The sequence below is a fragment of the Yimella sp. NH-Cas1 genome, from assembly GCF_022359705.1.
Classification (GTDB): domain Bacteria; phylum Actinomycetota; class Actinomycetes; order Actinomycetales; family Dermatophilaceae; genus Yimella; species Yimella lutea.
Genome location: NZ_JAKSGG010000003.1, coordinates 1,178,409 through 1,196,756, shown reverse-complemented (window position 1 = coordinate 1,196,756; position 18,348 = coordinate 1,178,409). Strand labels below are relative to the sequence as shown.

At 68.6% G+C, this 18,348-nt stretch carries 14 protein-coding genes, 2 pseudogenes and 1 riboswitch; all 16 genes and pseudogenes read right to left on the bottom strand.

Translation table 11 applies throughout. The features are described 5' to 3' along the window. Window positions 1–88 precede the first annotated feature (88 nt). Window positions 89–221, bottom strand: a riboswitch (FMN riboswitch). A 105-nt stretch (window positions 222–326) separates the two neighbouring features. The 16 genes and pseudogenes from MF407_RS06105 to carA all read right to left on the bottom strand — a co-directional run bounded on the left by MF407_RS06105 (window position 327) and on the right by carA (window position 18,344). Continuing rightward, the gene (locus MF407_RS06105) at window positions 327–1,244 is read right to left on the bottom strand and encodes a Rieske 2Fe-2S domain-containing protein (RefSeq protein WP_239701762.1); all 918 of its coding nucleotides are present in this window, start codon (window positions 1,242–1,244) and stop codon (window positions 327–329) included. A gap of 101 nt (window positions 1,245–1,345) precedes the next feature. Next, entirely contained in the window at window positions 1,346–2,002 is a 657-nt protein-coding gene (gene rpe / locus MF407_RS06100; protein ID WP_239701761.1) for a ribulose-phosphate 3-epimerase, read from the bottom strand. Between the two features lie 24 nt (window positions 2,003–2,026). After that, on the bottom strand, window positions 2,027–3,556 hold the full coding sequence (locus tag MF407_RS06095; RefSeq protein WP_239701760.1) for a transcription antitermination factor NusB: 1,530 nt from the start codon (window positions 3,554–3,556) through the stop codon (window positions 2,027–2,029). Further along, window positions 3,553–4,475: pseudogene (gene fmt, locus MF407_RS06090) on the bottom strand (methionyl-tRNA formyltransferase). Before fmt ends, MF407_RS06095 begins: the two are co-directional and overlap by 4 nt. 2 nt (window positions 4,476–4,477) lie before the next feature. Continuing rightward, the gene (locus MF407_RS06085) at window positions 4,478–5,146 is read right to left on the bottom strand and encodes an HAD-IA family hydrolase (protein WP_239701759.1); all 669 of its coding nucleotides are present in this window, start codon (window positions 5,144–5,146) and stop codon (window positions 4,478–4,480) included. A 22-nt stretch (window positions 5,147–5,168) separates the two neighbouring features. Further along, complete coding sequence (locus MF407_RS06080) at window positions 5,169–7,208, bottom strand: primosome assembly protein PriA (RefSeq protein ID WP_239701758.1); 2,040 nt, start codon at window positions 7,206–7,208, stop codon at window positions 5,169–5,171. Between the two features lie 133 nt (window positions 7,209–7,341). Then, window positions 7,342–8,559, bottom strand: a complete 1,218-nt coding sequence (gene metK, locus MF407_RS06075; protein ID WP_141928712.1) for a methionine adenosyltransferase — start codon at window positions 8,557–8,559, stop codon at window positions 7,342–7,344. 71 nt (window positions 8,560–8,630) lie between these two features. Further along, complete coding sequence (coaBC, locus tag MF407_RS06070; RefSeq protein WP_239701757.1) at window positions 8,631–9,851, bottom strand: bifunctional phosphopantothenoylcysteine decarboxylase/phosphopantothenate--cysteine ligase CoaBC; 1,221 nt, start codon at window positions 9,849–9,851, stop codon at window positions 8,631–8,633. Window positions 9,852–9,862: 11 nt separating this feature from the next. Further along, window positions 9,863–10,126, bottom strand: a complete 264-nt coding sequence (gene rpoZ / locus MF407_RS06065; protein ID WP_129625025.1) for a DNA-directed RNA polymerase subunit omega — start codon at window positions 10,124–10,126, stop codon at window positions 9,863–9,865. A 30-nt stretch (window positions 10,127–10,156) separates the two neighbouring features. After that, complete coding sequence (gene gmk, locus MF407_RS06060) at window positions 10,157–10,768, bottom strand: guanylate kinase (protein WP_239701756.1); 612 nt, start codon at window positions 10,766–10,768, stop codon at window positions 10,157–10,159. Continuing rightward, complete coding sequence (mihF, locus tag MF407_RS06055; protein WP_239701755.1) at window positions 10,768–11,085, bottom strand: integration host factor, actinobacterial type; 318 nt, start codon at window positions 11,083–11,085, stop codon at window positions 10,768–10,770. Before mihF ends, gmk begins: the two co-directional genes overlap by 1 nt. A 97-nt stretch (window positions 11,086–11,182) precedes the next feature. Next, entirely contained in the window at window positions 11,183–12,064 is an 882-nt protein-coding gene (gene pyrF, locus MF407_RS06050) for an orotidine-5'-phosphate decarboxylase (RefSeq protein ID WP_239701754.1), read from the bottom strand. A gap of 3 nt (window positions 12,065–12,067) precedes the next feature. Then, the gene (locus tag MF407_RS06045; RefSeq protein ID WP_239701753.1) at window positions 12,068–13,030 is read right to left on the bottom strand and encodes a dihydroorotate dehydrogenase; all 963 of its coding nucleotides are present in this window, start codon (window positions 13,028–13,030) and stop codon (window positions 12,068–12,070) included. Continuing rightward, window positions 13,027–13,875, bottom strand: a complete 849-nt coding sequence (locus tag MF407_RS06040; RefSeq protein ID WP_239701752.1) for a hypothetical protein — start codon at window positions 13,873–13,875, stop codon at window positions 13,027–13,029. Before MF407_RS06040 ends, MF407_RS06045 begins: the two co-directional genes overlap by 4 nt. Continuing rightward, window positions 13,853–17,188 (bottom strand): carbamoyl-phosphate synthase large subunit, encoded by a 3,336-nt coding sequence (gene carB / locus MF407_RS06035; protein ID WP_239701751.1) that lies wholly within the window; start codon window positions 17,186–17,188, stop codon window positions 13,853–13,855. Before carB ends, MF407_RS06040 begins: the two co-directional genes overlap by 23 nt. After that, a pseudogene (gene carA / locus MF407_RS06030) lies at window positions 17,188–18,344 on the bottom strand (glutamine-hydrolyzing carbamoyl-phosphate synthase small subunit). Before carA ends, carB begins: the two are co-directional and overlap by 1 nt. Window positions 18,345–18,348 lie beyond the last annotated feature (4 nt).

Below are 18,348 nucleotides of genomic sequence, written 5' to 3'. Positions count from 1 at the left end.
AACGCCAGGAAACCCGCACGGGCCGACATCGAATGATGCACACCCGCAGGGCAACCTGCGTGCTCAGAGAATGCCGAAGCAGACCCTGAACGTGCGCCTCCCATCCGGACTTTCACCGTCGGTCCCGGAATTCCACCAGGTCAACCGCTCACCTCCGAAGAGGATCACGGGTCGCGGACTGTCACCGCCGGCTCAGAGTTTCGCTGACCCCGGAGCACGTTTCGCCGATCAGTATGACACTTCCCGTCCAGGTACTCGACCGGCTGGGTGATCTCGGTGATCACGTCATCCTCGTGCGCAGCAATGCCGACCGCGAAGGCTGAGGTTCAGGACGCCTTGACCAGCACCCGCCCGTCGGCGATCTTCACGTCCCAGCTGGGCTGCTCGACCGACGCCGGACCACGCATCGGCTTGCCGTCCCTCAGTCTGAATTCGCTTCCGTGCCAAGGGCATCGGATGCATCCGTCCTGGACCGTTCCTTCGTCGAGCGGGCCACCGGCGTGCGTGCACACGGACGACAGCGCGTACACCCGGTCGTTCTGTTCGATGAGCACCACCGAGACACCGTCCGCCGTCACCCGCATCGGCGTGCCAGGGGTGAGATCGACGCGGGCAGCGACGTCGGTCCAGTCGTCCGTGCGGTGCTCGAACGCGGTGTGGTTGACACCGACACCCTTGACGAACGACAGGTGTCCACCGAGGTAACCGGCCCCCGCGGTGAGACCGACCCCTGCCAGGCTGAGCAGCCGCCCGGTGGAATGCCGACCTTTCCCACGCGCCACCCAGGACGCGACCTGCAGGACGGTGGCGGCCGAGTTGGCAGCGGCGTGCACCAACCCGACCCGCTGTTCGGCTCCGTAGCTGTCCGACCAGTCGGACGCCCCGGTGGCCGCAGTGGGAACGGAGGCGAGGATCCCCACCCCCACCAACCGGCGCGCCGCCGCGGCGTCTGCTCCGGTGAGGTCGAGCACGGTCGCCATGGCGTACGCGCCGATCGGCACGTCGGACAGAACCGGATGGATCGGGTGGCCGAGGAAGGTGCCGGAAAGGATGTTCTTGACCGCCTTGTTGCCGGTCAATCTGCCGACGAAGCCGGCGTACGGCTCACTGACCTTGTCGAGGCCGCCCATCTCCTCGATCGTGCTGACCACAGTGCTCATCGGGTTGCTCATCGGGTTGCTCATCGGGTTGCTCATCGGGTTGCTCATCGGGTTGCTGGTCGGGTTGCTCGTCGGGTTGCTCATGACAGATTCTCCGTTTCGCAGGGGTCGCCGAGTCGGCGGCGCATACTCCTGCGTACCACTCGAGCACAGTCGGCGGTCGTCGTTCGGCCTGTGGATCGTCGTCAGTGGACGCAGGATGCGGCCAGCTCGCGCAGTTCGTCGACTGCGGCCGCCGCATCATCGGTGCCGTAGACCGCCGACCCGGCGACGAAGACATCGGCCCCCGCCTCGGCGCATTGCTCGATGGTCTTGGCGGACACTCCCCCGTCGACCTGCACCCAGATGTCGCCGCCGTGTTTGCGGGCGGCCTCGCGCACCTGACGCACCTTCGGCATCTGGTCCGCCATGAACGACTGGCCTCCGAACCCGGGTTCGACGGTCATCACCAGCACCATGTCGAGTTCGGGCAGGAGTTCCTCGTACGGAGCGAAGTCGGTGCCCGGCTTGATCGCCATCGACGCACGGGCTCCCGCCGACCGAAGCGCTCGGGCCAGCTTCACCGGGTCCTTCGCGGCCTCGATGTGGAAGGTGACACTCTGCGCCCCTGCCTCGGCGTACATCGGTGCCCAGTGGTCGGGGTCGTCGATCATCAGGTGGCAGTCCAGCGGCATCGGCGCCACCTTCAGCAGCGACTCCACGACCGGCAGGCCGAGCGTGAGATTCGGCACGAAGTGCGCGTCCATGACGTCGACGTGTGCCCACTCGGCATTGCCGATCCGCTTCAGCTCGGTCTCGAGGTTGGCGAAGTCAGCGGACAGGATGCTCGGTGCGATCTGCATGTGGGACATACCTTTTTTCGGGAGTCAGACGGACGTGGACTGCTTGCGCAGCAGGGCGAAGAACATCGCGTCGGTGTCGTGCAGATGCGGCCACAACTGAACGCCGGGGCCGTCGCCGAGGTCGGGAATCTGCTTGCCCGTCGCGTCCTTGAAGTACGGCCGAGCGTCCTCCTGGATCACCTCCGGGTGTCGCTTCAACGCGTCAGCGACAACCGCGGTGGTCTCGGCGGTGTGCGGGCTGCAGGTCGCGTAGCCGATGACTCCGCCGGGCCGGGTCGTCGCGATCGCCGAGTCGAGCAGTTCACCCTGCAGCGTGGTCAGACCGGCGACGTCGGACGCCGACTTGCGCCACCTCGCTTCCGGTCGACGACGCAATGCGCCCAGGCCCGTGCAGGGCGCGTCGACCAGCACCTTGTCGTAGGTGTCGGGTTCTTCGGCTCCGAGATCCCGGCCGTCACCGGTACCGATCATCACCTCGATACCCGACTGCAACGCCGCGGCCATCGTCCGCCGCACCAGGTCGGTGCGATGTTCGCTCACCTCGTTGACGAACAACACCGAATCCTGTTCTGCCGCAAGGCAAGCCAACAAAGCCGCCTTGCCGCCGGGCCCGGCGCACAGGTCGAGCCATTCCTGCTGATCACCCTCGACGGGCACCGATGCCAAAGCGAGGGCGAGCAGTTGTGAGCCCTCGTCCTGCACAGCAGCACGCGTGTCGCGCACAGCGCGGATGGCGCCGGGGTCTCCCCCGGACATCCGGGCACCGAACGGCGACAGGCGCGACGGCGTCGCACCCTCATCGAGCAGTTCCTCGACCGTTGCCAGGTGCGGACGGGCGACGAGCATGACGTCGGCCGGGTCGTTGTCCGCCTCGAGCAACCGCCGCAGTTCGGCATCGACATTCTCCGCAGCCGCGGCACCCGAGCCGATCAGCGCACCGCGCAGGGCCCGGACGATCCACTCGGGGTGGGAGTGCTCGACCGCCAACGCGGCGAGCGGCTCACGTCCGGCGGTCACCTCGGCGACCCATTCCTCGCGGGTGCGTTCGCTGACCCGACGCAGCACGGCGTTGACGAACCCGGCCGCGCCCGCACCGTTGACCTCGCGGGCCAGGGCCACGGTCTCGGACGCGGCGGCATGTGACGGCACTCGCATGCCGAGCAACTGGTGTGCGCCGAGGCGAATGGTGTCGAGCACGGCCGGGTCGATCTGCGACGCACCGCGTCCGGCGGCATGCTCGATGATCCGGTCGTAGAGGCCATGCATCCGCAACGTGCCGTAAGCGAGCTCACTCGCGAACGCGGCGTCGCGTCCGCTGATCCTGTTGTCGCGCAACGCTTTCGGCATAGCGATGTTGGCGTATGCGTCGTTGTCGTGCACCTGTCGCAGGACGTCCCACGCCACCCGTCGTGCCGGGTCCCCACTGCGGCGGCGCTCGGCGGGCCGCTGCTCGGACCTGGCTCGGTCGGACGTGCGACGCGCCTGCGGACGCTGCCGGCCTTTGGCGTTGCGGTACTCGTCGTGGTTCCTGCCGGACTGCTCGGAGTCGCTCATGCCAGTGACTCCCCTTCCTCGATACGTGCGCCGCGCGCCCAGTCGGGCGCCGGTACTGCCTTCTTGCCGTGCGGCTGCACGATGCCGAGTTCGACAGCGCCCGATCCCGTGCCCACGAACACCGCCTTCTTGGTCACCCGAAGCTCGCCTGGCGCAAGGCCTGGCTCGTCGACCGGACGAGCCGACCCGATCTTCAGCCGGGCGTCCCGGAACATCGTCCATGCGCCCGGGGCCGGTGAACAGGCGCGCACCCGGCGATCGATCGCGAATGCCGGCTCGTGCCAACGGATCCGAGCGTCGTCAACGGTTATCTTCGGCGCCGTCGAGACGCCTTCGGCGGGCTGCGGAACAGGGTGATCGTGCCCTCCTCCATCGCGTCGAGGGTGGCGACCAACAGGCCGGCGCCTGCGCCGGCGAGCCGCTGCAGCAGGTCGCCCGAGGTGTCGGTCGGTTTGATCGTCTCGGTCATCGTGCCCAGCACCGGTCCGGTGTCCATACCCTGTTCGAGCAGGAAGGTCGTAGCACCGGTGACGTCGTCGCCGTGCAGCAAGGCGTGCTGGACGGGGGCCGCACCGCGCCAGGCAGGCAGCAGCGAGAAGTGCAGATTCACCCAGCCGTGTCGCGGGATGTCGAGCACCGCACGCGGCACAAGGGCGCCGTACGCGACCACGGGGCACACGTCGGGCTGCAGCGCGCGCAGCCACTCCTGGAAATCCGGTTCCTTGGGATGCCCCGGGGTGGAGACCGGCAGGCCTTCCCGGACCGCGAGCTCCTTCACCGGTGACGGTCGTAGCGAGCGTCCGCGCCCGGCAGGAGCGTCCGGCCGGGACACGACGCCGACCACCTCGTGCCGGGACTCGAGCAGGGCCTGCAGGGAAGGAACGGCGGGTTCAGGAGTGCCCGCGAAGACGATGCGCACGCTCAGGCCACCGGACGCACGTCATACCCGCGGGCGACGAGGTCCTGGCGAAGATCCTCGGGCCCGGTGAACTGGACGGCGTCGATGCCGGCTTCGACGGCCGACTGCACGTTGACGATGGAGTCGTCGATGAACAGGAAGTCGTCGATGCCGCCGATGTGGTCGGTGCGCTCGGCAAGCACCTCCCAGATCTCCGGGTCGGGCTTGACCACGCCCTCCTCGCCGGACACGACGATGTCCTCGAAGATCTCCAGGAAGTCGTACTGCTGTTCCGCGAGCGCGAAGAGGTCGGCATTCCAGTTGGTGAGCGCCACCAGGGGTACACCGGCCCGGTCGAGTTCACGCAGCACCTCGATCGAACCCTCGATCGGGCTGAGTGAGGCGGTGAAGTTGTCGATGTAGGCCTGCGCGGCGGGCTCCAGTTCCGGAAACCGGGCGCGGACGTCGGCCACGGCCTGCGCGGGTGTACGTCCGGCGTCGTTGGCGAGATTCCAGGCGAAGAAATCGAACTCGGGATGGTGCACGAATTCTCGCGCCTTGTCCGGCCCGAGTGCGACCGCCACCGCGTCCTGCGGGATCCACCGGATCAGGACATTGCCGAGGTCGAAGATCACGGCTTCGGCCGGGGCGGGTGCGAAGCGTTCGTCATCGAGGTCGATGTCGAGATCCATGCCGGAAACCGTATCGCCCGGATCAGAGGGTCGATCCGTCCGGGTCGACCCGTACGGACAGGTGGTCCTTGGCCCTCGCGAGGCTGCGCGAAGTACGCAACGCGGTGATGGCGCCCGAGGCCTGCCCGGCGCGGTCCGCCGGGGCTCGCAGCAGCAATCGCACCTGGGGTTCCGGGCCCGGGAGCGGTGCCGGACCGAAGCGCTCGAGCCAGCCGGGGACGGTGGACGCCGCCGCCGTCACTGCGTCCGGCGTACCGGTGAGCGTGGCCGTCCAGCGGGTGGGTGGCAGGTCGAGCGCGGTGCGCTCGGCGAGTTCGCTCTCGGCCAGGGCCGCTGGAGCCCATCGCACCAGATGCCGCACGACCGGCGACGTCGCCTCCGCGCCGGCGAGCACGACCACTCCGCCGTCGTCCGCCGGACGGCACAGTGCCGCGGCTGCCAACCACTGGCGCATCGCTTGTTCGTTGCTCTGCAGGGACGGCCGGTCGAGCATCGCCCACGCGTCGAGCAGGAGGACAGCTGAATACCCTTGCTCGGCAACGGGTTCCGCACCCGGTGTGGAGATCACAAGGGCCGGTGCTGCGGGCACGCGGGCAACGATCTGGCCCGCTCCGGATCGCACGACCGGCACACCCGGGAACGCGCGTCCCAGTTCCTCGGCGGTGCGCCGAGCACCGATGACGGATGCTCGCAGGCGGGTGTCATCGCACTCGGGACACCGGAACCCGTCCACTCGCGTGTCGCACCACGCGCAGTGCGGAGCTTGGTCGGAGCCGGCGAGTTGCAGCGGGCCGTGGCAGGTCGGGCACTGCGCCGCGTGACCACAGGTGACACAGCGCAACCGGGGAACGTATCCGCGGCGAGGCACCTGCACCAGCACCGGTCCGGTCTGCAGTCCGTCGTGCAATGCCTTCCAGGCGCTGGCCGGCAGGCGAGCATGCGCCGCCGGGCCGTGCCGCTCCACCTCGCGGTCGTCGCCGGCGACGTTGACCCGGGGCAACTGCGCCCGGACGGGCCGGGCCTCCACAGAGACGACCCGTCCTTCGTCCATCCATTGCGCGACGGCGACGGAGCGCGCAAACCCACCGAGCACGAGGGCGGCCGCGGAGTCGAGATGTCGGCGCCACAGGATGTCGCGGGTGGTGGGGTACGGAGCCCGCGGTTCGGTGAGCAGGTTGTCGCCGTCGTCCCAGCACAGCATCAGGCCGAGGTCGTGCACCGGCGCGAATGCCGCGGCTCGGTTGCCGACCACGCATTGCACATGACCCCGCAGCACCTTGAGCCAGGCGGTGTAACGCGCCTGTGGCCCCTGGTCAGCGGTGAGTCGGACATAGGAGTCCTTGCCGATCTGGTCATCCAGTTCGCGCGCGACGCGTTCGACGTCGCGGTGATCGGGGACGGTGATGATGACCCCCCGTTTGGCGGACAGGGCCGCTCGGGCGGCGTCGGCGAGCGCCCGCGGCCAATCGAGTGCCGGATCCGTGCTCGGCAGAGCGAGCCAGGACGCTGCGGGCGCCTGCCCTGCTCCGATCCGGCGCAGTAATGCCGGTCCCGCCGGGTAACGCGCCCAGGCCGCGCTCGTCTCCAGCAGCGGCGTCCACGGCGCACTGCCTTCGGTCGCGAGCGCGCCCTCGGCCCGAGCATGACGGGGTGGAACAGCGAGCCGGACGACGTCGGACACCGACCCGGCCTGGTCGGCGGCGATCTGTCGGCACAGACGCAGAATCTCGGGAGTGAGCACCGGTTCGTCGGAGACGACGGTGCGCAGCGGGACGAGTTTGCCGACGTGCTCGGCCGTCGCCGTGCGCTGGAGGAGGTAACCGGTGACGTCCTGTGCGCCGAAGCGCACCTTGACCCGCACGCCGGGCCGTGCGGCCTCGTCCAGGTCGGCCGGGACGGCGTACTCGAAGGTGCGATCGAGGTGGGCGACGCCGAGGTCGAGCATTACCACCGCCACCGGATCGAACTGCGCGAGCGTCGGCTCTGGCCGCTGCTTCTTCGCGCGCGCGGCGGTCCGCAGCAGTTCCAACTGCTGCGGTGTCGCCGGGTGCTCGTCTGTCACCGGATCGTTCTATCAGCCGTCGACGACACGCCGGTCGATCAGTCCACCGGAGCACGAAATCCGCGTGAGTTTGCGCCCTTCGCCGGGCGCGGCGAAGGGCACGAACTCACGCGGATTCAGGAAGGTCGAGCGACTATCGGGCTGCGGCCTGGAGCTGCTCGACGCGGTTGGTCTGCTCCCAGGTGAACGGGTTGTCGACACCGTCTGCGGTGGTGCGGCCGAAGTGGCCGTACGCAGCGGTCGGCTTGTAGATCGGACGCAGCAGGTCGAGCTGCTCCACGATCGCAGCCGGACGCAGGTCGAAGACCGAGGTGATCGCAGCCTGGATCTTGTCGGCCGGGACGGTCTCGGTGCCGAAGGTCTCGATGTACAGACCGACCGGCTGCGCCTTGCCGATGGCGTAGGCGACCTGCACCTCGCAGCGCGTGGCCAGGCCCGCGGCAACGACGTTCTTGGCGACCCAACGCATCGCGTACGCGGCCGAGCGGTCCACCTTCGAGGGGTCCTTGCCGGAGAACGCGCCGCCACCGTGGCGTGCCATGCCGCCGTAGGTGTCGACGATGATCTTGCGGCCGGTGAGGCCGGCGTCGCCCATCGGGCCACCGATGACGAACTTGCCGGTCGGGTTGATCAGCTTGCGGTAGCTGCTGACGTCGAGGCTGTTGCCACTCGCGGCGAGTTCCTCCAGCACCGGCTTGATGACGTGCTGGTCGATGTCGGGCTCGAGCATCCCGGTGAGCGAGATGTCCTCCGAGTGCTGGGTCGACAGCACGACCGTGTCGAGTTTGACGGCCTTGTCACCCTCGTAGGAGATGGTGACCTGGGTCTTACCGTCGGGGCGCAGGTAGGCCAGCTCGCCACTCTTGCGGACAGCGGTGAGGCGCTCGGACAGGCGGTGCGCGAGGAAGATCGGCAGCGGCATCAGCTCGGCGGTGTCGTCGCACGCGTACCCGAACATCAGCCCCTGGTCGCCGGCGCCCTGCGCGTCCAGGGCCTCGGTGCCGCCCTCGGCACGGTGCTCGTGGGCCTGGTCGACGCCCTGGGCGATGTCGACCGACTGCTCACCGATGGAGATGGACACGCCACAGGAGTTGCCGTCGAAGCCCTTGAGCGAGCTGTCGTAGCCGACCTCCATGATGGTCTCGCGCACGAGCTTGGCGATCGGCACGTAGCTCTCGGTACGCACCTCACCGGCGACGTGCACCAGGCCGGTGGTCACCATCGTCTCGACGGCGACACGGGAGTTCGGGTCCTGCGCGAGCATCGCGTCCAGGATCGAGTCGCTGATCTGGTCACAGATCTTGTCCGGGTGTCCCTCGGTCACCGACTCGGACGTGAAAAGGCGTGCCACCTGTTATCTCCTTCGTTGCAGCGGCTGCTGGCTTGTGTCGACCCGTCGCCGGGCCGACCTGAGTGTAAAGGTCAGGAGAGGTCCTGACCCACCGCGTCCCACACCGTGTCGGCGATCAGATTCTTGTCCGCCGGACCCACCGTGACGGGCTCCTGCCCCGGACGCATCAGGTGGACGGTGCTGGTGTCCTGCCCGAAGGTGACTCCGTCCCCCACCTCATTGGCGACGAGCAGGTCGCACTTCTTGCGTTCCAACTTGGCTCGGGCATGAGTGAGGACGTCACCGTGCTCGTCACCGGTCTCGGCGGCGAACCCGACGATGTACGGCGTGCGCGAGTCGCCGCGTGCTTCGACCAGGCCGGCCAGGATGTCGGGGTTGCGCACCAACTCGACGGTGGGTGCATCCGGGTCACCGGCAGCGAAACCCTTCTTGATCTTGGCGGCGGAAACCTGCGCCGGACGGAAGTCGGCGACGGCTGCGGCCATCACGATGACGTCGGCCCCGCCGGCGAGTGCCTTCATCTCACGTTCGAGCTCGAGTGCGGTCTCGACCTTCACCAGGTCGACGCCGCCGGGCACCGGCAAGGAGGCCGTCGACACGAGCGTCACCCGGGCGCCCCGGCGCGCGGCCGAAGCGGCGAGCGCGTACCCCTGCTTGCCGGAGGAACGATTGCCCAGATAGCGCACCGGATCGAGCGGTTCACGGGTGCCGCCCGCGCTGATCACGACGTGTTTGCCGTTGAGTTCGTCATCGGGGCCGCCGCTCACGCCCTCGAGGTAGGAGCGGCAGTGCTCGAAGATGTCCTCGGGCTCCGGCAGGCGTCCCGGGCCGGTGTCCGCGCCGGTGAGGCGACCGGACGCCGGCTCGACGACATCGATGCCTCGCTCGCGCAGCGTGCTGACGTTGGCAACCGTCGCCGGGTGCGTCCACATCTCCGTGTGCATCGCCGGCGCGAGCACGACCGGGCAGCGTGCGGTGAGCAGGGTGTTGGTCAGCAGATCGTCGGCCAGCCCGTGCGCCGCCTTCGCGAGCAGGTCGGCAGTGGCCGGCGCGACGACCACCAGGTCGGCCTCCTGGCCGATCCGGACGTGCGGTACGCGATGCACGTCGTCCCAGACCTGGTCGCTGACCGGTTTACCGGACAGCGCCGCCCAGGTGGGAGCGCCGACGAACTTCAGCGCGGACGCCGTGGGCACGACGGTGACGTCGTGCCCGGACTCGGTGAATCGGCGAAGGAGGGTGCATGCCTTGTACGCGGCGATACCTCCGCCGACACCGAGAACGATGCGCATGCCGGTGGTGACTAGGCCTCGACCTTGTCGACGTTCAGCAGTCCGTCGTTGATCTCGCGCAGCGCGATCGACAGGGCCTTGTCGTTGATCTGGCTGTCGACCAACGGGCCGACGTACTCCAGCAGACCTTCGGACAGCTGCGAGTAGTAGGCGTTGATCTGCCGTGCGCGCTTGGCGCCCAGGATGACCAGCGCGTACTTTGAGTCGGCCACCTGCAGCAGGTCGTCGATCGGCGGGTTGGTGATGCCCTCGGGGGCAGCCTTGGTGCCAGACACGAAGAAGCTCTCGTTTCGTTCGGGGTGTTTTCAGTGCGTTGCGCGGGCCGCCGAAGCGTGCCGCTCCATCAAGTCTACGAGTTCTGCGGCGGCAACCCCAACATCCTCGTTGACGATGGTGGCGTCGAACTCCTTCTGGGCAGCCAGTTCGGCGCGCGCGGTCTCCAGCCGGACGGCCTGTTCCTGCGCGGATTCGGTGCCGCGGCCGATGAGTCGGTGCACGAGTTCGTCCCAGCTGGGCGGCGTCAGGAACACGAAGAAGGCGTCCGGCATCCGTTCGCGCACCTGGCGTGCGCCCTGCAGGTCGATCTCGAGCAACGGCAGGCGGCCGGCTTCGATCGCGTCCTGCACCGGACGGCGCGGGGTGCCGTAACTGGCCCGGCCGTGCACGATCGCGTACTCCAGCAGTTCGTCCTGTTCGGCCATCCGGTCGAACTCGGCCTGGTCGACGAAGTGGTAGTGGACGCCGTCGACCTCACCGGGACGCGGGGCCCGTGTGGTGACCGAGACCGACAGCCACACCTTCGGGTAGTTCTGCCTGATGTAGGCCGCGACCGTGCCCTTCCCGACGGCGGTCGGGCCGGCCAGCACGAACAGGGGCGCCGCGCCGGACGGGGATGAGGTGGAGGCGGTGGTCGACATCAGCGCTTCTCGAAACGCTCCAACAGAGCGGCGATCTGGTGGTTGCCCAGACCGCGCACCCGACGGGTCGAGGCGATCCCGATCTCGTCCATGATCTGCGCTGCGCGGACCTTGCCGACGCCGGGCATGGACTCCAGCAAGGCGGACACCTTCATCTTGCCGATGATCTCGTCGTTGCGACCGCTGTCGATGACCTCTTGCAGCGATCCCTGCGAGTTCTTCAGCCGGTTCTTCACGGCGGCGCGTCTGCGCCTGGCCTCCGCCGCCTTCGCCAGAGCCTCGGCGCGCTGCTCAGGCGTCAACTGGGGAAGTGCCACGCGAAATCTCCTTGGGCCACAGAGGTGTTCAGGTCTATCGATCGCCGCTCGATCCTGACCGACGCTCGCTCGACGCCCGAAGGCGTCCGGTCAGACCCTAGCCCAGGGCCGCGGCGGCGTGGGCCGCGGTCGCACGCAACGCCTCCCGCAGACAAGCAGCGTCCGGACCGGCCGCGAGCACCGACCGGGACGCCGACGGCAGCACCTGTGCGGACGCCGCACCGAAGGCGCGAGCGATGTCCTCGACGGTCGCGCCCTGCGCCCCGAGGCCCGGCGCCAGCAGCGGCCCGCGACAGTGTTCGAGGGCGTCGCCCAGACTCAGATCGGCGATGTCCTTGCCGGTCGTCGCGCCGACCACCAGCCCGATGTCGGCGACCCGCCGGTCGGCCGGGGTCGCGTCGTTGAGGTCGGCGACCGCGTCGATCACCGTCTGCGCGACCGTGCGCCCGTCGCGCTGCCGTGCGTGTTGCACCTGCGCGCCCTCTGCATTGCTGGTGAGCGCGAGCACGAAGATGCCGGAGCCGGTCGCACGCGCGAGTTCGAACGCGGGCTCGAGACTGCCGACGCCGAGGAACGGGCTCACCGTGATGGCGTCCGCCCGCGTCGGCGCCGCCGGCCCCAGGTGCGCCGCGGCGTACGCGTCCATCGTGCTGCCGATGTCGCCCCGCTTGACGTCGAGCAGGCTCAACGTCCCGGCCGCACGCAGCCCGGCCAACGTCTCTTCCAGGACGGCGACGCCGGCCGATCCGAATCGTTCGAAGAAGGCCGCCTGCGGTTTGACGATCGCTGCGTGCCCACCGAACGCCTCGACACATCGCAGCGCGAACTCACGCAGACCGTCGACATCGTCGGTCAAACCCCAGTCCCGTAGCAGAGCCGCGTGCGGGTCGATGCCGACACACAACGGACCGTGCTGGTTCATGGCGGCGCTGAGGCGTGAGCCGAAGGTCTGCATCGAGGTCTGGGTCGAGGTCTGCATCGTTCACCCTTCGTGAGCGAGCCCGACGAGGTCGAGCACGCTGTCGATTCCGTTGTGACTCAAGTGTTCTGACAGACCATCGACGACGGAGCGCGCGCTGGACGGATCGTGCAGCAGAGCCGTGCCCAACTGCACGGCGGTGGCTCCGACGGCGAGCGCCGCGAGTGCATCCGCCGCGCTGCTCACTCCCCCGACGGCAACCAGATGCACGGGAGCCAGACGTCCCGAACGGACGGCGGCACGCAGGTCCCAGATCGCGCGCAACGTGACCGGCAGGATCGCCGGGCCGGACAGGCCACCGCTGGGGGCAGCGACGTCGATGTGCTGGTGCGGACCGGAGGGACGACCGATCGCACGCAACGGGCTGCCGACCACGATCGCCGTCGCGCCGGCCTTCACGCACCCACGGGCGATGTCGGCGACGTCCGTGACGTCGGCGCTGAGCTTCGCCAGCAGCGGCACCGAGCGCGGGAGTTCCTCGCGCACCCGGGCCACCGCTTTGGTCGCCTGGAACTCGTCGTGCGAGAACGGCCGTCCGGAGTTCTTCGCGTCGGGGCAGGCCAGGTTCATCTCGACAGCTGCGACCCTGCGCATCAGCGAGTTGCGCCGCAATCCCTGTGCTACTTCGGCGTATTCGCCGATCGTCGTACCCGCGATCGACACCACGACCTGCCCGATCGCATCGTCGTCCCATGGCAACGCGGTCGGTCGCAATCGGTCGACGCCCAACGAGGGACGCTCGGTGGGTGCGAGCAGACCGCTCGCCGACTCCCGCAGCACCCCGCGTCGTGAGGCCGGTCGGGTGCTGGCGGTCATCGACGGAGTGACGATGGCCGCGAGATCGTCGGCGATGCCCAGGCGTTTGAGTTCGCGCCCGAAGGCCACGCAACCGGAGGCACCCATCACCGGGTGTTTCAGACGCAGCCCGCCGACGTCCACCGCGAGCACGTCGAGTGCGGCGCTCATGACGTGACCACGGTCGAGGTGCCGGACAGGTCCTGCAGGTACAGCGGCCAACGCACCCGGTCGGCACGAAGGACAGCGCCCTCGGTACAGCAACGGATCGAATGCCGGTCGCCCGATTTCGACTGCACCGGCACCTCGCAGCTACCGCACAGTCCTGTGCCACAGGGCATTTCCTCGTCGATGCAGCACTGGACGACGACACCGAACGGCTGCGCCACCGCGGCCACTGCGGCCAGGTGCGGCGCTCTGCCGGCCGCGTAGACCACAGACGCGTCACCGGTGCGCAGCAACTGACGCACGGCCGCGGCCACCTGCTGCGCCAGGCTGGTGTCAGCTGACGGCAGCACGACGGACACGTTGCCGACGATGCGGCGTACCTCGACGACTCCCACCAGGTGCCGGTCATCGGTGCCGCCCAGCACCAGGTCGATCCGGCAGCCTCGATCACGCAACTGGCCGGCGAGCCAGCTCAGCGAAGCAGCACTCGCACCCACCCCGACGACGACCGCATCGACCGCGCTCGACGGCAACGGGAACGGCCGACCGATCGGCCCGATGAGGTCGACCTCGTCGTGGGCTCGGCGTTCGGCAAGCCACCGGACGCCGGCGTCACCGTCGGAGTCGACGATGATCTCGACCGTGCCGCCGTACGTGCCACTGGGTGACGCGTTGCTGATCGGGACGGTGCGTCGCCCGACCAGCGCCGAGGCGTGACCACCGACCGCGGCGGACACGAACTGACCCGGCTTGGCGATGTCGGCGATCTGCGGCGCGACCAGTGTCAGGTGCCGGAACGCGCCCATCCGCCGGGTCGCGATGACCTCAGCTTTGCTGGTGACCAGCACCCGCTGCGCCCGTCCGGCCGTACAGGTCGAGATCCGCGGCGTGAGCCTGCAGCGGCTTCACCCGGATCTCCCCCGTCTGCAACGACTCGATGCCCTGCACCGCGGCACCGAGTTCCTGCACGGTGGTGATGATCGGCCGGTCCATGCTGGTCGTGGCCGCACGAATCGCGTAGCCGTCCGCCCGTGCTCCACCGCCCGAGGGCGAGTTGAACACCATGTCGACCTCGCCGGCGAGGATGCGGTCGACGATCGTCGGTTCACCGTCCGCGCCGCGTCCGAGACTGTGCTTGCGCACTACCTGTGCCGGAATTCCGTTGCGGCGCAGCACTTCTGCCGTACCGCTGGTCGCCATGACGGTGAACCCGAGGTCGGTCAGCCGCTTCACCGGGAAGATCATCGCGCGCTTGTCACGGTTCGCGGCGGAGACGAAGACCACGCCGGACGTCGGCAATCCGCTGATCGCGCCGAGTTGGGCCTTGGCGAACGCCGAGCCGAAGTCGCGGTCGATACCCATGACCTCACCGGTCGAACGCATCTCCGGGCCGAGCAGGCTGTCGACGACGTCGCCCTCCCGGGTGCGGAAGCGCTTGAACGGCAGCACCGCCTCCTTGACGGAGATCGGCGCGTGGCTCGGCAGTTCCGAGCCGTCGCCGGTCTGTGGGAGCAGCCCTTCGTCGCGCAGTTGCTTGATGCTCGCGCCCAGCATCACGCGTGCGGCCGCCTTCGCCAGCGGCACTCCGGTCGCCTTGGCGACGAACGGCACGGTGCGGCTGGCCCGGGGGTTGGCCTCCAGCACGTAGAGGATGTCCTGCGCGAGGGCGAACTGGACGTTCATCAGCCCACGGACGCCGATGCCTTCGGCGAGGCGACGGGTGGACTCGCGCACCCGTTCGATCTCCTGCGCGCCGAGCGTGACCGGCGGCAGGGTGCACGCGGAGTCACCGGAGTGGATACCGGCCTCCTCGATGTGCTCCATGATGCCGCCGAGGTACATCTCGTTGCCGTCGAAGAGCGCGTCGACGTCGATCTCGATGGCGTCGTCCAGGAAGCGGTCGACCAGCACCGGGTGTTCCGGCGAAGCGGTCGTCGCCCGGGTGACGTACTCGCGCAACGTGTCGTCGTCGTAGACGATCTCCATGCCGCGTCCACCGAGCACGTACGAGGGCCGCACCAGCACCGGGTAGCCGATGTCGCTCGCGACCCCGACCGCCTCGGCGGCGCTGTAGGCGATGCCGTGCTTGGGCGCCGGGAGGTTGGCCTCGGCGAGCACGCGTCCGAAGGCTCCGCGGTCCTCGGCGAGATCGATCGCCTCGGGCGAGGTGCCGACGATCGGCACACCTTCGTCCTTGAGTGCCTTCGCCAGCCCGAGCGGCGTCTGCCCGCCGAGTTGCACGATCACACCGGCGATCGGGCCGGCCTGCTTCTCGGCGTGGAAGACCTCGAGGACGTCCTCCAGCGTCAGCGGCTCGAAGTAGAGCCGGCTGGAGGTGTCGTAGTCGGTTGAGACGGTCTCGGGGTTGCAGTTGACCATGACCGTGTCGAAACCCGCTTCGCGCAGAGCGAACGACGCGTGCACGCAGGAGTAGTCGAACTCGACTCCCTGACCGATGCGGTTGGGCCCGGACCCGAGGATGAGGACGGCCGGCTTCTCGCGCGGCGCGACCTCGTTCTCCTGGTCGTAGGTGGAGTAGTGGTAGGGGGTGGACGCCTGGAACTCCGCCGCGCACGTGTCGACCGTCTTGAACACCGGACGCACACCGAGCGCGTGACGGACGCCGCGGACGACCGCCTCCGGGGTGCCGGTGAGCTGCGCCAACTGGCTGTCGGAGAAGCCGTGCCGCTTCGCCAGGCGCAGCAGCTGCGGGGTGAGCCGATCGGCCTGTTCCACCTTCGTGGCGATTTGGTTGATCAGCTCGATCTGGTCCAGGAACCACGGGTCTATACCGGTCGCGTCGTGCACTTCCTGCACAGACAACCCGGAACGCAACGCCTGCTGCACCAGGACGATTCGCCCGTCGGTCGGTGTCTTCGCCTGCTCCAGCAGTTCGCGACCGGCCTCGATGGTCGGCGCGATGTCCTTGCGCCAGTGGAAGGTCGCGTCCTTGCGCTCCATCGAACGCAGCGCCTTCTGCAGGGCCTCGGTGAAGTTGCGGCCGATCGACATCGCCTCGCCCACCGACTTCATCGTGGTGGTCAGCGTCGGGTCGGCCGCAGGGAACTTCTCGAACGCGAACCGCGGCACCTTGACCACCACATAGTCGAGCGTCGGCTCGAAACTGGCCGGGGTCTGCTCGGTGATGTCGTTCGGCACTTCGTCGAGCGTGTAGCCGATCGCCATCTTGGCCGCGATCTTGGCGATCGGGAATCCCGTTGCCTTGGAAGCCAATGCGGACGATCGCGAGACTCGCGGGTTCATCTCGATGACGATGATGCGTCCGTCGGCGGGGTTGACCGCGAACTGGATGTTGCACCCGCCGGTGTCGACACCGACCTCGCGGATCACGGCGATGCCGATGTCGCGCAGCTTCTGGTACTCGCGGTCGGTGAGCGTCAGCGCCGGGGCGACGGTGATCGAGTCGCCGGTGTGCACGCCCATCGGGTCGAGGTTCTCGATCGAACACACCACAACGACGTTGTCGGCGTGGTCACGCATCACCTCGAGTTCGTACTCCTTCCAGCCGAGGATCGACTCCTCCAGGAGCACCTCGGTGGTCGGGCTGTACTGCAGACCGGCGCCGGCGATGCGACGCAGGTCATCCTCGTCGTAGGCGAAACCAGAGCCGAGACCGCCCATCGTGAACGACGGACGGACGACGACCGGGTAGCCGAGTTCCTTTGCGGCGTCGAGGCATTCGTCCATGGAGTGACAGATCTTCGACTTCGCCGACTCGGCGCCGCAGCGCTCGACGACACCTTTGAACCGTTCCCGGTCCTCACCGAGTTCGATCGCCTCGACGTTCGCACCGATCAGCGGACAGTTGTACTTCTCCAACGTCCCGCGCTCGTGCAGGGCGATCGCCGTGTTGAGGGCGGTCTGGCCCCCGAGGGTGGCCAGCACCGCGTCCGGGCGTTCCTTGGCGATGATCGCCTCGACGACGTCCGGGGTGATCGGCTCGACATAAGTGGCGTCGGCGAACTCCGGGTCGGTCATGATCGTCGCCGGGTTGGAGTTGACCAGGACGACCCGGATCCCCTCCTCGCGCAGCACCCGGCAGGCCTGGGTGCCGGAGTAGTCGAACTCGCAGGCCTGACCGATGACGATCGGGCCGGAGCCGATCACCAGGACCGACTTGATGTCCTCGCGCTTGGGCATCAGTGCTTGCCTCCTGCAGTGGTTTCGAGCAGTTCGACGAAGCGGTCGAACAGGTATGCGGCGTCGTGCGGACCGGCGGCAGCTTCCGGGTGGTACTGCACCGAGAACGCTGGGATGTCCAGGCACTCCAGGCCCTCCACCACGTCGTCGTTGAGACACACGTGGGAGACGCGGACGCGTCCGAACTCGGCGCCGGCCGGGGCCTCGACGTCCCCGTCGAGGGGCGCATCGACCGCGAAGCCGTGGTTGTGCGCGGTGATCTCGACCTTGCCGGTGCGACGGTCCATCACCGGTTGGTTGATGCCGCGGTGGCCGTACTTCAGCTTGTACGTGCCGAACCCGAGCGCTCGCCCGAGCAACTGGTTGCCGAAGCAGATGCCGAAGAACGGAATCCCGGCGCGCAGCACCTCGCGCAGCACCTCCACCTGCGGGGCCGTCGCCGGGTCACCCGGGCCGTTGGAGAAGAAGACGCCGTCGGGGTTCACGGCCCGGATCTCCTCGATGGTCGAGGTCGCCGGAAACACGTGGACCTCGATGCCTCGCTCGGCCATCCTCTGCGGAGTCATCGCCTTGATGCCCAGGTCGAGCGCGGCCACGGTGAACCGCTTGTCCCCCACTGCCGGCACCACGTAGGCCCGCTCGGTGGAGACCTCGGACGCCAGCTCGGCCCCGGCCATCAACGGCTGCTCGGCAACCTTCTCGACGAGGTCGCCCTCGATGTCGTCGGGTCCGGAGAAGATCCCGACCCGCATGGCCCCCGCTCGCGCAGGTGACGGGTGAGCGCCCGGGTATCGACGCCGCAGATGCCGACCACACCCTGCTCGCGCAGGTCGTCCTCGAGCGTGCGCTGCGAGCGCCAGTTCGACGGGCGCAGGGCGGGGTCACGCACCACGTAGCCGCTCACCCAGATGCGCTTGCTCTCGGCGTCGTCGTCGTTGACGCCGGTATTGCCGACGTGCGGCGCGGTCATGACCACGACCTGCTTGTGGTAGCTGGGGTCGGTGAGTGTCTCCTGGTAGCCGGTCATGCCGGTCGAGAAAACGGCCTCTCCGAACGTGCTGCCCACGGCACCGTAGGCCTCACCCTCGAACCTCGTGCCGTCCTCCAGCACGAGCACCGCCCGCTCCCTCTCGTCGAGCGAGCGGGTTTGGTTCACAACG

Bases quoted from the DNA above. Each gene is read 5' to 3' on its own strand.
- MF407_RS06045 (WP_239701753.1), bottom strand. From the start codon at position 13,030: ATGAGCGCCGCACTCGACGTGCTCGCGGTGGACGTCGGCGGGCTGCGT.
- MF407_RS06105 (WP_239701762.1), bottom strand. From the start codon at position 1,244: ATGAGCAACCCGACGAGCAACCCGACCAGCAACCCGATGAGCAACCCG.
- coaBC (WP_239701757.1), bottom strand. From the start codon at position 9,851: ATGCGCATCGTTCTCGGTGTCGGCGGAGGTATCGCCGCGTACAAGGCA.
- MF407_RS06095 (WP_239701760.1), bottom strand. From the start codon at position 3,556: ATGAGCGACTCCGAGCAGTCCGGCAGGAACCACGACGAGTACCGCAAC.
- MF407_RS06085 (WP_239701759.1), bottom strand. From the start codon at position 5,146: ATGGATCTCGACATCGACCTCGATGACGAACGCTTCGCACCCGCCCCG.
- rpe (WP_239701761.1), bottom strand. From the start codon at position 2,002: ATGCAGATCGCACCGAGCATCCTGTCCGCTGACTTCGCCAACCTCGAG.
- pyrF (WP_239701754.1), bottom strand. From the start codon at position 12,064: ATGCAGACCTCGACCCAGACCTCGATGCAGACCTTCGGCTCACGCCTC.
- carB (WP_239701751.1), bottom strand. From the start codon at position 17,188: ATGCCCAAGCGCGAGGACATCAAGTCGGTCCTGGTGATCGGCTCCGGC.
- gmk (WP_239701756.1), bottom strand. From the start codon at position 10,768: ATGTCGACCACCGCCTCCACCTCATCCCCGTCCGGCGCGGCGCCCCTG.